This window comes from Microbacterium sp. Y-01, from assembly GCF_003856715.1.
GTDB lineage: Bacteria > Actinomycetota > Actinomycetes > Actinomycetales > Microbacteriaceae > Microbacterium > Microbacterium algeriense.
In genome coordinates, this window is sequence record NZ_CP024170.1 from 3,193,075 (window position 1) to 3,208,147 (window position 15,073).

General features: G+C 70.7%; 14 protein-coding genes. 5 read left to right on the top strand and 9 right to left on the bottom strand.

The genetic code is table 11. The annotated features are described in order from the left end of the window. Positions 1 to 73: 73 nt before the first annotated feature. Both CSX12_RS15360 and CSX12_RS15365 read left to right on the top strand, forming a co-directional pair. Positions 74 to 487 carry a CBS domain-containing protein gene (locus CSX12_RS15360; RefSeq protein ID WP_017201687.1) on the top strand — a complete coding sequence of 138 codons (414 nt, stop codon included), beginning with the start codon at positions 74 to 76 and terminating at the stop codon, positions 485 to 487. Then, positions 484 to 1,011, top strand: coding sequence for a CinA family protein (locus CSX12_RS15365; protein ID WP_124896351.1), 528 nt, complete (start codon positions 484 to 486; stop codon positions 1,009 to 1,011). Before CSX12_RS15360 ends, CSX12_RS15365 begins: the two co-directional genes overlap by 4 nt. Here CSX12_RS15365 and CSX12_RS15370 read toward each other — a convergent pair. From CSX12_RS15370 to CSX12_RS15395, 6 genes are all read right to left on the bottom strand, one after another. Next, positions 1,005 to 2,093 (bottom strand): alcohol dehydrogenase catalytic domain-containing protein, encoded by a 1,089-nt coding sequence (locus CSX12_RS15370; RefSeq protein ID WP_124896352.1) that lies wholly within the window; start codon positions 2,091 to 2,093, stop codon positions 1,005 to 1,007. The two genes, CSX12_RS15365 and CSX12_RS15370, sit on opposite strands and share 7 nt — an antisense overlap. 11 nt (positions 2,094 to 2,104) lie before the next feature. Beyond that, a complete protein-coding gene (locus CSX12_RS15375) occupies positions 2,105 to 2,812 on the bottom strand; it encodes a phosphonatase-like hydrolase (RefSeq protein WP_124896353.1) in 708 nt (235 codons plus the stop codon). Continuing rightward, a complete protein-coding gene (locus CSX12_RS15380; protein ID WP_124896354.1) occupies positions 2,809 to 3,945 on the bottom strand; it encodes a TIGR03364 family FAD-dependent oxidoreductase in 1,137 nt (378 codons plus the stop codon). The genes CSX12_RS15375 and CSX12_RS15380 overlap by 4 nt, the downstream gene beginning before the upstream one ends. Next, a complete protein-coding gene (gene phnE / locus CSX12_RS15385; RefSeq protein WP_241160482.1) occupies positions 3,942 to 5,561 on the bottom strand; it encodes a phosphonate ABC transporter, permease protein PhnE in 1,620 nt (539 codons plus the stop codon). Before phnE ends, CSX12_RS15380 begins: the two co-directional genes overlap by 4 nt. Positions 5,562 to 5,887: 326 nt before the next feature. Beyond that, positions 5,888 to 6,718 carry a phosphonate ABC transporter ATP-binding protein gene (gene phnC / locus CSX12_RS15390; RefSeq protein ID WP_124896355.1) on the bottom strand — a complete coding sequence of 277 codons (831 nt, stop codon included), beginning with the start codon at positions 6,716 to 6,718 and terminating at the stop codon, positions 5,888 to 5,890. Positions 6,719 to 6,862: 144 nt separating this feature from the next. Further along, positions 6,863 to 7,792, bottom strand: a complete 930-nt coding sequence (locus tag CSX12_RS15395; RefSeq protein ID WP_124896356.1) for a phosphate/phosphite/phosphonate ABC transporter substrate-binding protein — start codon at positions 7,790 to 7,792, stop codon at positions 6,863 to 6,865. Positions 7,793 to 7,961: 169 nt separating this feature from the next. Between CSX12_RS15395 and CSX12_RS15400 the strand changes: the two genes are divergently transcribed. Beyond that, entirely contained in the window at positions 7,962 to 8,705 is a 744-nt protein-coding gene (locus tag CSX12_RS15400; RefSeq protein ID WP_241160483.1) for a GntR family transcriptional regulator, read from the top strand. 265 nt (positions 8,706 to 8,970) lie between these two features. On the opposite strand, the gene CSX12_RS15405 is transcribed toward CSX12_RS15400, so the two are convergent. After that, on the bottom strand, positions 8,971 to 10,110 hold the full coding sequence (locus CSX12_RS15405; RefSeq protein WP_051000783.1) for a histidine kinase: 1,140 nt from the start codon (positions 10,108 to 10,110) through the stop codon (positions 8,971 to 8,973). 227 nt (positions 10,111 to 10,337) lie between these two features. Here CSX12_RS15405 and CSX12_RS15410 point away from each other — a divergent pair, with 227 nt between their 5' ends. After that, positions 10,338 to 10,994: a response regulator transcription factor gene (locus CSX12_RS15410; protein ID WP_225855729.1), complete on the top strand. Its 657-nt coding sequence runs from the start codon at positions 10,338 to 10,340 to the stop codon at positions 10,992 to 10,994. A 12-nt stretch (positions 10,995 to 11,006) separates the two neighbouring features. Here the strand turns inward: CSX12_RS15410 and CSX12_RS15415 are convergent, their stop codons facing one another. Both CSX12_RS15415 and CSX12_RS15420 read right to left on the bottom strand, forming a co-directional pair. Next, positions 11,007 to 12,539 carry an HNH endonuclease signature motif containing protein gene (locus CSX12_RS15415; RefSeq protein WP_124896357.1) on the bottom strand — a complete coding sequence of 511 codons (1,533 nt, stop codon included), beginning with the start codon at positions 12,537 to 12,539 and terminating at the stop codon, positions 11,007 to 11,009. A gap of 107 nt (positions 12,540 to 12,646) precedes the next feature. Continuing rightward, a complete protein-coding gene (locus CSX12_RS15420; protein ID WP_124896358.1) occupies positions 12,647 to 13,510 on the bottom strand; it encodes an EamA family transporter in 864 nt (287 codons plus the stop codon). A gap of 254 nt (positions 13,511 to 13,764) precedes the next feature. On the opposite strand from CSX12_RS15420, the gene CSX12_RS15425 reads away from it, so the two are divergent. After that, a complete protein-coding gene (locus CSX12_RS15425) occupies positions 13,765 to 15,048 on the top strand; it encodes a M18 family aminopeptidase (protein ID WP_124896359.1) in 1,284 nt (427 codons plus the stop codon). The last annotated feature ends 25 nt before the right edge of the window (positions 15,049 to 15,073 follow it).

A 15,073-nucleotide genomic window follows, 5' to 3' on the forward strand; every position in this document is an offset into this window, starting at 1 on the left:
CTCGCCTCCCGGAGCGGCGAATATCGTCGTCCCACGACACCGCGCACGAGAGCAGGGACGACAGGGGAAGACGATGACAACGACGCGCGACATCATGACCACGAGTCCTCGGTGCATCGGGGTGAACGACTCCCTGAGCATCGCGGCGTCGCTCATGGCGGACCTGGACGTCGGCGCCCTGCCCATCTGCGGCGAGGACAGCAGGCTCAAGGGCATGCTCACCGACCGCGACATCGTGGTGAACGCGATCGCCCGAGGGCTGGATCCGGAGACCACCCCCACCTCGGCGCTGGCGCAGGGAACCCCCATCACGGTTGGCGCCGACGATGACGTGCGGGTCGCGCTCGGCCTGATGCAGGAGAACCAGGTCCGCCGGCTCCCCGTCATCGCCGACCACCGACTCGTCGGAATCATCAGCCAGGCCGACATCGCCCGCTCGCTGTCCGCGGCGACGACAGGGAAGACCGTGGAGGAGATCTCCAAGTGAGCGCGAGCGAAGACACCGACCTCGAGCGCCTGAGCGAACTCGCCCGCGACCGCGGACTGCGCATGTGCGTGGCGGAATCGCTGACCTCCGGAGGCCTCGCGAGCACGGTCGGCGCGGGGGAGAACGCCTCCGAGTGGTTCGCCGGAGGGATCGTCGCCTACTTCACCGAGGTGAAGGAGCGCGTCCTCGGCCTGACGCCGGGCACCGATCCCACCTCGGCGGAGTGCGCCGAGCAGCTCGCCACCGGCGCCCTGCGGCTGTTCGACGCCGACATCGCCGTGTCCACCACGGGCGTCGGCGGTCCCGACCCGCAGGGCGGTCATCCCCCGGGGACGGTGTACCTCGGCTGGGCGACGGCCGAGGGCGCCGGGCACCGTCGGCTGGCGCTCACCGGAGGCCCGGAGGAGGTGCTGGACGCGAGCGTCGAGGCGGCCGTCCGACTGCTCGCCTTCCACGCGGAGGGGCTGCGTCCGGCGGGACCGCGCCGCGGAGCGGAGCAGTCGGAGGACGCAGCGTCTCAGTGACCGGGGACCAGTCCGACCCGCAGCGGGGCCCCGGGGGCTGCCGCTTCGACCAGCGCGGTATCGATGTCGAGCAGTGAGCGCACCGATCCGACCGCGTCCGCGAACGGGTAGGCCCGACCGCGGCCGCTGAGGAACGCGACGGCCTCGGCGAGTTCGGCGCCCGTGTAGTTGTGGACGCCGGTGACCGTCACCAGGCGCCGCACGATGCTCTCGGCGTCGAACGGGACCGGGTCGGCCGGGAAGACGCTGCCCACGAGGACGACCGTGCCCCCGACGGCCACGCCGGCCAGCGCGTCACCGACCGCGTGCCCGGAGGCCTCGATGACGACATCGGGATCGCGGTCGAGGGTGCCGGCTCCGAAGCGTGCGGCGAGCGCGCGTCTCTCGCGGTCGGGGTCGAGCACCTCGACGGTCGCTCCCTGCTCGGCTGCGATGGCCGCGGCGGACAGTCCCACCAGCCCCGCCCCGTGGATGCGCACGGCGGCGCCGTCGAGGTCGCGGTCGCGCGCGGCCCGCGCCACGGCCGCCCACGCGGTCGCCGTGGCGCACGAGGCCGGCGCGAGCACGGCCGCGGGCAGCGCCTCGGGGACGCGCACGATCGCGGTGCCCTCGCGCAGCTGCACATGGCTGCCGAAGGCGCCCGTGAGGTCGCCGTGCGCGCCGACGCGATCGTGGCCGTACTTGCCCAGGGTGCGGCACTTCTGCGGCATGCCGTGGAGACAGCGGTCGCACGCCCGGCAGGAGATCGTCACCGACCACACCACGCGGTCGCCGATCCGCAGCGGGGAGCCGTCGACGGCACACGCCCCGGCGTCGCCGGTCGCGATCACCCGGCCGACGCTCTCGTGTCCCAGGACGAGCGGGACGGGCGCGGTGCGGCGTCCCTGCACGGTGTGGACGTCGGATCCGCAGATGGTGGACATCTCGACAGCGACCAGCACGTCGCCGTCGGCGAGGGAGACGCCGGGCACCGCGATGGTCTCGTGCGGATGGCCCTCGCCGATCCACACCATCGCAGTCGCCGAAGGGCGCAGCGCGACGTCCCTCCGGTGACCGGGCGGGCGGATCAGGAGCGTTCCCATGGGCCGAGTCCTCAGGAGGCCGCGACGAGCGGGAGGAGCGCACGCTGGGCGAGCGCACCGCGCAGCGCGGTGACGTCGCCGAGCACCGCGTGAGCGCCTGCCGTGCTCAGCGCTGCCCTGTCGTGCGCACCCGTGAGCACACCGGCGACGAAACCGGCACCGGCCCGGCGCCCCGACTCGACGTCGCTGACGGTGTCTCCCGCGACGGCCACCGCGGCGACCGACGACGTCCGCGTGCGCAGCAGTGCGGTGAGCACGAGGTCGGGCGCCGGGCGACCGCGCCCCGCGTCCACGGGCGACAGCGCGAGGTCGATGAGCTCCTGCCAGCCGAGGCCGGCGATCAGCGCATCCCGCGTCACCGGGGCGAACCCGGTCGTGAGCACCACCGCGAGGCCCGCGTCCTTGAGTCCCTGGATCGCGTCGGCCGCGCCGGGGATCTCCGAGACGCCCTGCTCGGCCACGATCTCGGCGTACGCATCCTCGAATGCGGCGGTCGCGCGGGCCGCCGCCTCGCGGTCTCCTCCCGCGAGGTGCGTGAAGACGTCGATCTTCGACTGCCCCATGGTCACGCGCACGTGGTCGAGCGCTTCGTCCCACGGCATCCGGTCCGCGACGCCGGTGCGCTCGGCCGCCCGCTGGAACGCCTGTTCCACGACGCCGTCATCGCGGACGGTCGTCCCTGCCATGTCGAGCACGACGAGTTCGAGAGGAGTGGTCATGGTGTTCCTTCCATTGCTGCCCACCCGAAGGCGGCGGTGAGATTGTCTTCGGCCAGGCCCAGACCCGTCGTCATCCCGATGCCGGTCGTCGCGGCGAGCACGAGCACGCCGTCGTCGCCGCGCTCGATCAGGAACTCCTGCGGCCCCTTGGCGTAGACGCCCTGCCAGCGCTCGATCACCCGCGGCGGCGGCGCGTCGAACAGCGCCTCCGCCTCGGCGAGGAACGCGGCGAAGGCCGCCTCGGGCTGGAACGGTGCCGGTGCGGCCGAGGTCGCATGGGAGTCCCCGATGATGAGCGTGCCGTCGGGGAGCTGCGTGTACATCTGGTTGAGGTCGAGGGCGGCGAGGTCCGGGCGCTCGGTGTGCAGGCGCTCGCGGAGCGCCGAGGCTTCGGCCGAACCGGCGAAGCGCCCGTAGCGCACGAGGGACCAGCCGGTGAGCAGCGGCGCGGCGAGCGGCTGCGGGAACGACACCGCGGCGCGCACCATGTCCAGCGCGCAGCGGGCGATGCCGTGTCGCTCGGCGACGTCGGGCAGAAGCTGGTCGATGTCGTGATTGACGGCGACCACGACCTCTCCGCCGTCGATCGATCCGCGGGTCGTCTCGACCCGGCCGGCTCCCACCGCGGTGACGGCGGTGCGGAAGCGGAACTCGACGCCCAGCGCCGTGAGGTGTCGGACGATCGCGGTGGCGGCGGTGCGCGGATCGGTCTGCAGGTCGCTCTCGATGTGCGCCCCGCCGACCAGGCCCCCGGCGCGCAGCGGCGCCAGGCGGAGCAGCTCGGCGGCGTCCAGCATCCGGATCCCGCCCTCGCGGGCGGCGGCCTCCAGCACCGCGAGCTCGTCGTCATGGCGCGCGGCGACCAGGGTGCCCGACTCCCGGAGCCAGAATCCCGCGTCGCGCGAGAGCCGCAGCCACAGCTCGCGCGAGAGATCGGCGTAGCGTCGTGCCTCCCCGCCCTGCGCTCCGATGCACAGGTGGCCGAAGTTGCGGATCGTCGCGCCCACCGGAGCGTCCGTGCGATCGACGACGATCACGCGCAGCCCGCGACGGACGGCCGCGTAGGCCGCGCCGAGTCCGACGATGCCGGAGCCCACCACGACCACATCGGCCGTGTCGACAGGACCGGTCATCGGAACACCTTCCGCATCCACATCGCGAGTCCTTCGACCACGAGCACGGTGGCGAGGATCATCAGCACGATCGCCGTCACGGTCTCGTAGCGCGAGCCCTGGCTGGCGTTGAGCAGGTAGTACCCGACGCCGCCTCCGCCGACGATGCCGAGGATCGTCGCCGCGCGGATGTTCGTGTCGAGCATGTAGAAGCTGTGGCCGATGAGCGCCTGCATCCTCTGCGGCACCGTGGCGGCCGTGTAGGTCTGCAGCCGGGTCGCGCCGACCGCGCGGAGGGCCCGTTCCGGTCCGCGGTCCACCTCTTCGAAGGAGTCGGCGATGAGCTTGCCGAGCAGCCCGATGCCGCCGATCGCGAGCGCGATCACGCCCGCCTGGGCGCCGAGCCCGGTGATGACGACGAGCACGATCGCGAGGATCAGCTCCGGGATGCCGCGGATGCCGACGAGCAGCAGCCGCGCTGTGCCACGGGCTCCCGAGCTCGGAGCGACGTTGCGGGCGGCGAGGGATCCGAGCAGGAGCGAAGGGAGCAGCGTGAGCACGGTGGCGGCGAGCGCGATCGCGACGGTCTCGCGCATCGCCTCGACCATGGCACTGGCGTCGTAGTTCCCGAACGACGGCGGCCAGAACCGCGCGGCGACCTCGGGCAGCTTGGCCCAGAACGTGAAGAGGTCCATCCAGTTGATCTGGCTGACGACGACGCTGCCGATCACCACGAGTACGGCGATGACACCGGCGAGCGTGTGGCGCACGCGCGGCCCGGTCCAGGGGCGACGCACCGCCGTCCGTGGGCTGAACGCCCACGCGGGACGCGCGGTCGACGTCGGGGCGGTGCGCGCGCCGAGGCGCGGATGCAGGAGGCGATCGATCCACGAGCGGGTCTGCTGCTGCTCGCCGAGCATCGCGCCGCGCACCATGCTGGAGACGATCTCCATCACGATGCAGAGGATGAAGATGACGAGGGCGATCCCGAGGCCCTTGCCGTAATTGAGCGCCTTGAACGCGTACGACATCTCGAGACCGAGACCGGCGACGCCGACGTAGCCGAGCACGACGCTGCCGCGGAGGTTGATGTCGTTGCGGTGCAGCACGGTGGCCACCCAGCTGGGGAGCACCTGCGGGAGGATGCCGGACGCGAACTCCTGCATCCTCGATCCTCCGGCGGCTCGGATGGCGAGGCGCGGCCCTTCGTCGATCTGCTCGATCGCGTCGGCGAACATCTTCGAGATCATTCCGATCGAGTGGATGCCGATGGCGAGGATGCCCGGCAGCGTGCCGAGCGAGAACATCAGCACGAACGCCATCGCGAGGACGACGTCGGGCAGCGCACGGGTGAGGACGCCGATGAACCGCGCCGCGGCACGCCAGCCGTTCCCCGGTGTCGTGTTGGACGCGGCGAGGTAGGCGATCGGCACCGACAGCACCGCCGCGAGCAGCGTGCCGACGAGGACGAGCCCGACGGTGAGCGCGATCAGCCAGACGAGGTCGCCCGGCTCGGGGAACGACAGTCCCCCCACGCGCGCCATGAAGTTCTCCGCGTTGCCCCAGCTCTGCACCATCGCCGGGATGGAGATGTCGACGTCGCGCACCGCAACGATGCCGAGCACGACGAGCGCCACCAGCGTGAGCGAGGCCGCGATGCGCTCGGGCGAAACCGGTCGCTTGGGCGCGCGCTCCGCAACGCCCGCGCCGCCCCCACCCGGCTTGCTCGCTGAGCCACCACCCTGGGTCGCTGAGCCACCCCCCGAGTGGGTCGCTGAGCCACCCCGCGAGTGGGTCGCTGAGCCTGTCGAAGCGCCACCACCCTGGGTCGCTGAGCCACCCCCCGAGTGGGTCGCTGAGCCTGTCGAAGCGCCACCCCCCTGGGTCGCTGAGCCACCCCCCGAGTGGGTCACTGAGCCACCCCCCGAGTGGGTCGCTGAGCCTGTCGAAGCGTCGAGCGACGTCATGATGCCGCCACCTGCGCGGCCGCCTCGACCAGCTCCTCCTGCACTGCGCGGATCTCGGCGGTCGTGGTCGCGACGCGTCCGTAGATCTCCATGACCTCGGCCTTGGTGAGGTCGCCGGTCGGGGTGTCGAGCACCACTTCGCCGTGGCGGAGTCCGACGATGCGGTCGGCCCAGCTGATCGCGAGGTCGACCTGGTGCAGGCTGCACACCACGGTGAGTCCTTCGTCTGCGGCGATCTCGCGGATCAGGGCCATGACCTGCTCGCTCGACTCGGGGTCGAGGGAGGCGACCGGCTCGTCGGCGAGCAGGATGGCGGGCTTCTGCATGAGGGCGCGCGCGATGGCCACGCGCTGCTGCTGGCCGCCCGAGAGCGTGTCGCTGCGCTGGTAGGCGCGGTCGAGCAGGCCGACCCGGTCGAGGTGCTCGAGCGCGGTGAGCTTGGCGGAGCGCGAGTAGCCCCACAGCCCGAGCCGGGGTCCGCGCACGCCGGACAGCGATCCGGTGAGCACGTTCTCGAGCACGGTGAGCGAGGGGACGAGTTCGAACTGCTGGAAGATGAACCCGACGCGACGGCGGAGTTCCCGGAGGGCGCGGCCCTTCAGCGCGGGCACTGCCGAGCCCAGCACCTCGACCGCACCGGTGGTGGGAACCTCGAGGCCGTCGAGGTGACGCAGCAGGGTGGACTTCCCCGAGCCGGAGAGCCCGAGGAGCACGACGATCTCGCCGCGCGCGACCTCGAGCGACACGTCCCGGAGGGCGGTCGTGCTGCCGAAGGTCTTGGTCACCCCGTCGAGGCGGATCAGGGTGTCGGATGCCGAGGCGGTCATGTCTTCTTCCTTGTCATCGGTGTCGCGGGCGTCGTTCGTCTCGCTGCGCTCGCCCCGGTTCCGGCGGCGGTTCCCGAGCGAGCAGCGCCCTCCGTCCCGCTCCGCTCGCTCACGAGCCGACGAGACGAAGGGCGCCGGGCGGGGTCAGCCCTGGCACTGCTCCGCTTCGGTCTCCTTGCAGATGTCGCGGATCAGGTCGTAGTAGGCGTCGTCCACGGGCTTCGTGGCGTAGAACACGCTGCGGAAGGCGTCGGTGTCGGCGCTGTCGATGCCGGCCGCGATGATGTCGTCGATCGTGATCTCGGAGAGGCCGTCGATGAGCTTCTGCGAGACGTCGTCGGGAAGCGTCGACGAGTACACGAGCGGGGCGCCGGGCACCATCGTCTCGTCGATGACCTCCACCTTGTCGGACTTCGCGACCTCCGAGTCCTCCGCGAAGCCGGCCTCGCACTCCGCACCCTCGCCGACCTTCTGCACGCTCACGTCGTGCTTGCCCGCGAACACGGGGGTGATGTCGGTCTTGGGGTCGATGCCGGCCTTGAGCAGGTTGTACGACGGGAAGAGGTAGCCGGAGGTCGAGGACGGGTCGACGAAGCAGACCTTCTTGCCCTTGAAGTCCTCGATGCTCTTGATGTCGCTGCCGGCGGGGACGATCGCCTGCGAGTAGTAGCCGGGCTCCTGGCCCTCGGCGGTCACGATCGAGGAGATCGGGGTGAGCTGGGCGCCGTTGTTGGTGGCGGTCACGTAGGTGAAACCGGAGAAGGATGCGACGTCGACCTTGCCGGCCACGGCCGCCTCGATCAGGGCCGCGTAGTCCGTCGACTCGTGGTACTCGACGGTCTTGCCCGTGAGCTGGGCGATGTAGTCCATGAGCGGCTGGTAGTTCGTCTCGGTGTCGACCGAGTCGGGCACGACACCGAAGACCAGGGTGTTCTCGTCGACCGCGAACCCGCTGGTGGACGACGTGTCGTCGGAGCCGGGGGTGCCGGTGGCCTCGGCGGAGCCGGAACAGGCGGCGAGACCGAGTGCGAGGATCGCCGCGCCGGCGAGGGCGGGGAGAGCGCGAAGCTTCATGAGGACCTTTCAGGGTGTGAGGGGTGATCCACGGAAGACTCTCGCAGGTGTCCTCCCGAGATATGTACCTAACTCGAAAGAGTTCAGGGCTCGTTTACCGAGCATTCGCCTGGATGAACACTCCTCGAACGCGACGGCGGCCGCCGCGGTGACCAAGTAATGTACCTATGTGGCTGAAGCTGTGTACACCCAGATCGCCGAGGACCTCCGCGCGCAGATCGCTGCGGGCACGCTGCGCCCTGGTGACGACGTGCCGACGGAAGCCGAACTGGCCCAGAGGTGGCACACGTCGCGCGGCCCGATCCGCAACGCCCTGGCCGCTCTCCGCGGCGAGGGCCTGATCGAGACGACCCGGGGGCGCCCCGCGCGCGTCGTCTCGCGGAAGGCCAATCAGGCCGTGGACGTCTCGGTGCCGTTCACGCGCTGGGCGAGGGAGCTGGGCGTCACCCCCGGTGCGCAGACGCAGGAGCTGAGTCTGCGCAGAGCCGGGGACATGGCGGCGGCGCTGGGCGTCGACGCGGATGACACGATCGTCAGCGTCGTGCGGCTGCGGCTGCTGGACGGCCGGCCGACGATGCTCGAGCGCCTCTCCTATACGGAGGTCCCGGGGCGGCGCCTGTTCGACGTCGATCTCGACCAGGTGTCGATCACGGAGCACCTGGCCTCTGTCGGGCATCCGATCGTGGCGCTGCAGCACGTGATCGACGCGGTGGCGGCCGACGAGCAGGACGCCGCCTTGCTGCGCGTCCCCCGCGGGACGCCCATCCTGCGCCTCACCCGGACGTCGCGCGACGCGGACGGCCGGATCTTCGAGGCGTCGGAGGACCGCTACCTGAGCGAGGTCGTGCGGTTCACGGTCGCCGCATCCGGGATCTCGACGGACGGACACTACATGCGAGCTGTCGGGGCGTAGCCGGCGGATCGCCGGATCCGGGCGATACTCTCCCGTCGACGCAGAAAACGCGCCGTTAACGCAGAAGGCGATCGCGAGCGCGTGAAGTATTTCAGAAGCCAGAAAGATCGCGCCCGCGATCGCAGCGCTGGGGACGCTTTATCTGGGGAGCCTTCAGATTATGCCCGGCCGCAAGCCGTTCTGAAGGGTCGAACGTCGAGACTCTTCTAGACTTTCGTCTAGGTTCTCGCGGATCCGAAAACGGCTGCTCACACACTCTAAGCCATCAGACGACGGGGAGGCGGGCCGACACGACCCAGGATCCTTCCACTTCGCCGGCGCTGAACTCGCCGCTCGCCCCCATGACCCGTTCCGCCATCCGCCCGAGGCCTGTGCGGCTGGACGAGAGCTCGCGACGCGGCGTGGTGGGCAGGGGGCTGCGGAGGGTGAGAAGGGCGATCTCGTCGTCCACGTCGAGGTGGATCTGCACCTCGCCGGGGCCGGCGTATTTGAGGATGTTCGTGGCGGACTCCCGCACAATGCGGGCCAGGACGATCTCGACGGCGCGCGGGATGCGCTCGTCGCGGGGGTCGCCCTGTCTGTCCACGGAGTGACCAGCGGCTTCGAACTCTCCCTGTGCTTCGTCGATCGCTGCGGCGAGGTCGCCGGTCTGGACCGCGGTCTGCGGTCCGTCGTCGGCGAGTTCGATCACGAAGCGGAGGTCGGTCATGGCCTTGCGGGCCGCGACACGGATGGCCTCCTGCGAGTCGGTGCTGGTCTCGGGGTCTTCGAGCATCTGCACGTGCAAGGCGACCACCGTGAGGTGGTGCGCGATGCTGTCGTGCAGCTCGCCGGCGATCCAACGTCGCTCGGCGAGGACGGCCTGCCGTTCCTGTTCGGCGCGTTCCGCGAGTTCGCGCTCGAGGCGACTGCCCCGAGCGAAGGCGAGCCGCAGGGCGAACCCGACGGCTCCGGCCACCGTGGCGAAGACGAGGAACAGTCCGACGTTCACTTCGGCGTCAGCGTCGCCGTTGGCGACGACGGCTGCGGCGATCAGGAACGCACCGGTGTACGACAGGATCAGAGACGTCCACCCCAGGCGCATGACCAGGCCGGCCGCGACAGCGGCGGCGGTCAAGACCTGAGACTCGGTCCCGACGAGGAAAGAGGTTGCGAACACGACGCCGAGGGCGCATGTCGCGATGAGGGTGTTCCAGAGGTAGAGAGCGAACGCTGCGGTGCATGCGACGCTCACGAGGAGTGCGGCCGGATTCACACCCGGCGTGGTGAAGAAGCCGATGACGTCTGCGGCGATGGTGATGGCGATGATGACCAGGACGACGATCCGCTCGATCGCGCTGAGCTTCTCGCCTCGACCCAACCGGAACGAATCCGCAGATCGCCGGAGTGATTGGTCGAAGGCCATGGGTTCACTATCTCCTATTCGCCAGGTACGCTAGCGGACGAGACCGAAAAACTTGCCAACCTGCTGCCAGAAAGTCATTACATTCACCTCCATTATGTAGCCGTTCGTTGATGTCTGTATTCATCTTCTCGGCGAACTTGCGGGCGCACATCTGTCTCAAGTCCAGACCTCGCTAGCCAAAGGTCTACATGCCTTCGGTGAAGCTCCCACGCCGTTAGGCTTCCTCCATGCAGGAAATCCGTGTCGTGATCGTCGACGACGATCCCCTCGTCCGTTCGGCGCTGTCGCACTTCGTGTCGCGCGACCCGGAGATCACCGTCATCGCGCAGGCGGAGGACGGTGTGGAGGCGATCAGCACGGTCGAGCGCGAGCAGCCGGATGTCGTGATGATGGACGTCCAGATGCCGGAGATGGATGGCATCGAGGCGACCGGGGTGATCGCGGAACGCTGGCCTCATGTGCGCGTGCTCGCGGTGACGACGCTCGATGGCAGCGACACCGTGCTGCCCATGCTCAGCGCCGGGGCCTCCGGCTACCTGCTCAAGGACTCGAGCGCTGAGGAGATCGTGACGGGCGTGCGGGAGGTGTACAGCGGGGCCAGCTCGCTCTCACCCCGCATCGCATCCATGCTCATCCGGCACGTCCGCGACTCCACGCCGGCCGCCACCGAGGCCGAGTCCCTCGAGCCGCTCACGGAGCGCGAGGCCGAGGTGCTCCAGTGCCTGGCGCAGGGCATGTCGAACGCCGAGATCGCGAAGACGCTGATCGTCTCGGAGGGAACCGTCAAAGCCCACCTCGGGCGCATGATGGCCAAATGGCATCTGCGCGACCGGGTGCAGATCCTGGTGACGGCCGCGCACGCCGGACTCGTCTCCTTCCGCTGACACGCCCCGGCTTCACGCAGCGGCGGTCAGCCGCGTCCTCGGGACACGCCAGCGACGTTCGGGGTCCCACCATGCCGGTCCGCGGATCTGCGGAATCCCGCCATCCATCCGGATCTCCCACCCCGATCGGTCCAGGGAGCGGTGATGCCACCAGCACAGGGGAACGCCGTTGTCGGTGTCGGTCGGCCCTCCTCTGGCGTGCTCGACGACATGGTGGATCTCGCACCAGGACGCCTGCACATGGCAGCCGGGGATCAGGCATTCTCCATCTCGGGCGATGATCGCGCGGCGCTGGTGCACCGTGAACACCCGATCGATGACGGTCGTGCCGACGATGCGGCCTTCGTCGAACAGCACCCGCTGGATCGCCCCCGTGCACGCGGCCTGGGTCGCGACCCCGATCGGCACCGGCGCCTGGGAGCCCGCCACCGTCGCCCACCCGGTGCCGGAAGCGAGGTCGTTCGCATCGGCGTGCACCACGAGCGTCGGCGACGCCCCGGCCAGCCGGGGCATGTCGTCATGACGCGCGGCGATCCCGAGCGCGGCCGCCAGCGCGTCGTGCCGCTTCTGCGCGGCGGTGCGCTGATCGATCACGTTGCGCGGGTCGGAGTTCCAGCGGTCGGAGTCGGCAGGGTCCGTGCCGCCCGAGTCTGCGTCGGCACCGGCACCGGCACCGGCACCGGCACCGGCACCGGCTGCACCGGCCTCGGGGCCGCGCCCGGCCGGCTCGCTCTCCGCACGGAACATCACGCCCGGTTCGGGCGGCCCCTCCGTCTTCGGACTGCACTGCGCGTCGATGATGAGCTGCAGCTGAGCGGCCACTTCCGGCAGCAGGTTGCCGCGGAGCGGGTGCACGCCGTTGCGCAGCCGCCCGATGGTGACGAATCGCTGGTTCCGCGCTTTGCCGTCCGTAGGCTCGGCACCATCCGGATCGAGCAGCTGCGCGAGCAGCAGGGCGTACTGCCGGATGTCTTCGGGAGTGGCCGGCGGCGCTGCGGACGGCGCACCGTCGGACTCGGCGCCTTCGCCAACACCATCCGGCTCGCCGCCGCCGGCGTCGGGGATGCCGCGGGCCAGCTCGGCCAGGGCCGCATCGGCGGCGAGCCGATCCTCCACCCCGATCCGATCGCCGGCCTGCAGGATCGGTCCTGTCGCCGCGAGGACACCGGCCACTCCGACCACGCCATCGAGCATCGCCTCGCGGATCGCCGGGAACCGCGCCGGGAGTCGCTCCCCCGTCGTCAGCGCCACCTCGCGTCGAACCGCCGCTGCCGCCTTCGTCACCCGCGACGCCCCGGGCGCATCCACACGGAGCACCCGCTGCAGGAGCTCGTTCATCGATCGGCAGCCGGTCGTATCGGGGAAGGACGGCTCGGCGGAGGCGACCGCCTCCACGACGACGGCCTCCACGCGACGAAGCGCCTCTCCGGCGGCCCGGAGGACATCCCGTCGGGCGGCGTCGTCGAGTCCGGCGAGCTGTTCGGCGGACAGCACGGCATCGAGGTCGGCGACGACCCGGTCCATGGTTTCCGCGAGGGGGTTCATACGTCCATCCCACACCGGACCACCGACATCAGAGCTCCGAAACAGACCTGTTCAGGCCGCTTTTTGCAGCATTCCGGAATGCACTTCGGCGGCCGCGTCGCCGACGGTCAGAGCGCCAGCAGCACGATCCCCACCACGACGACGAGCGAGGCCCCGATCCGCCAGCCGGGGCGCGATTCCCGGAGGATGACCACCCCGAACAGGCTGACCAGCACGACGCTCACCTCCCGCAAGGGCGCGACCAGCGCGACCGGCGCGATCTGGATGGCCGTCAGCACCAGGATGTAGGACAACGGCGACAGCACCCCGAAGACGAGGATGCGGCGCCACTGCGTGCGGCCGAGCGCCCAGACGGCTCTCCACCGACGCCGCACCGCGAACGAGTAGAACGGCACCTGCAGCAGGGTCGTCCCGACCATGAACGCCACAGGCGCGAGGCTCCACGTACGCACCGCGTGCGCGTCCCAGATCGTGTACACGGCGATCGCGACGCCGGTGAGCAGACCGAACACGATGCCGGGGTCGAGGCGGCGAGCGCCGCCTCCGCTGCTCCGGTCGACGAGTCCGATCGCGACGACGCCGGCGATCACGGCGGTGACCCCGATCAACGCGACGATCGACGGCCGTTCGCCCAGGAACAGCACGGCCACGATCACCGACAGGAACGGGCCCGTGCCGCGCGCGGTCGCATACACGGTCGAGAGATTCCCCTCGCGGTATCCGCGCTGCAGCACCGCCATGTAGCCGACGTGCAGCACCGCCGACACCACGACCCCGAGCGCGAAGGACGCGAGGTCTTCGGTGCCGAGGCCGCCCGTGAACGGCACGACCCCGATCCACACCGCCGTGCTGGCCACGGCACCCCACCAGAGGAAGGGAGCACCGGCCCGGCTGATGCCGTGGGCGACGATGTTCCACGACGCATGCGCGATCGCTGCGCCGAAGACGAGGACGAAGGCGAGAGGAGACACGTCGAGACCCTTCCGTCCGACGCGGGCGCGACGAACAGGGTCCTCCGGGCTTTTGTCCTGTCAGATGACGCCCCTCCTGCGGAGGAGGGCCGTGGCGCCGCTCGGACCAGTCGGGCGCGAACCCCGGAACCCTAGGCGCTATCAGGACCACCCTAACCCGCGACGATGAACGGGCGGCAAACGAGCAGGGCGCGCCAGGAGCGCCCGCGACCGCGACTACGCTCGAAGCACGCCCGTCTTCAGGAAGGCACATCATGCCCGTCACCCCGGTCGCCCTCTCCCACGCCGAGGACCTCGCGGACTTCATCGCCGCCTCCCCCTCGAGCTACCACGCCGCGGCGGAAGTCGCCCGACGCCTCGAATCCGCCGGCTTCACCCGCCTGCACGAGGAGGACGCCTGGCCCGCGCTCACCGGAGGACGATACGTCGTCGTGCGCGACGGCGCCGCGATCGCCTGGAGCGTACCGGCGGATGCCACCGCGACGACGCCCGTGCAGATCTTCGGCGCGCACACCGACTCCCCCGGCTTCAAGCTCAAGCCTCAGCCGACCACCGGCTCGCGCGGCTGGCTGCAGGCCGCCGTCGAGGTGTACGGCGGACCGCTGCTCAACTCCTGGCTCGACCGCGAACTGCGCCTGGCCGGACGACTCGCCCTGGCCGACGGCCGCGTCGTGCTCGCGGACACCGGGGCGCTCCTGCGCCTGCCGCAGCTGGCGATCCACCTCGACCGCGGCGTGAACAACGGGCTCGCCCTCGACAAGCAGACCGAGACGCAGCCCGTGTGGGGCCTCGGCGATCCGACCGAGGCCGACGTCCTCGCCGAACTCGCCTCGTCCGCCGGCATCTCGGCGACCGAGATCCGCGGTTACGACGTGGTGGTGGCCGACTCCGCGCGCGGCGCCGTGTTCGGCAAGGGTGACGCGTTCTTCGCCTCCGGCCGCCTCGACGACCTCGCCTCCGTGCACGCCGGCGTGGTCGCGCTCGCAGCGCACGAGCCGCAGGACGGAGGACCGATCGCGGTGCTCGCCGCCTTCGACCACGAGGAGCTCGGCTCCGAATCCCGCTCCGGCGCCGCAGGCCCCTTCCTGGAGGACGTGCTCGAGCGGCTCTACGCGGGCCTGGGCGCCGACGGCTCCGCCCGACGGCAGGCCTACGCCTCCTCCTGGTGCCTGTCGAGCGATGTGGGCCACTCGGTGCACCCCAACTACGCGGCCAAGCACGACCCCGTCGTGCAGCCGGTCCTCGGCTCCGGCCCGATCCTGAAGCTCAACGCGAACCAGCGGTACGCCACGGATGCCGTCGGAACCGCGTCCTGGCGCACCTGGTGCGACACGGCCGGGGTCGTGACGCAGGAGTTCGTGTCGAACAACAGCGTGCCCTGCGGCTCGACGATCGGCCCGATCACCGCGACCAGGCTCGGCATCCGCACGGTCGACGTCGGCATCCCGATCCTGTCCATGCACTCCGCTCGGGAGCTCGCCGGCGTCTCCGACCTGCACGACCTCGCCCGCGCCGCGGAGGCGTTCTTCGCCGGCTGATCCCCGCCACCCCCGGTCAGTGCCA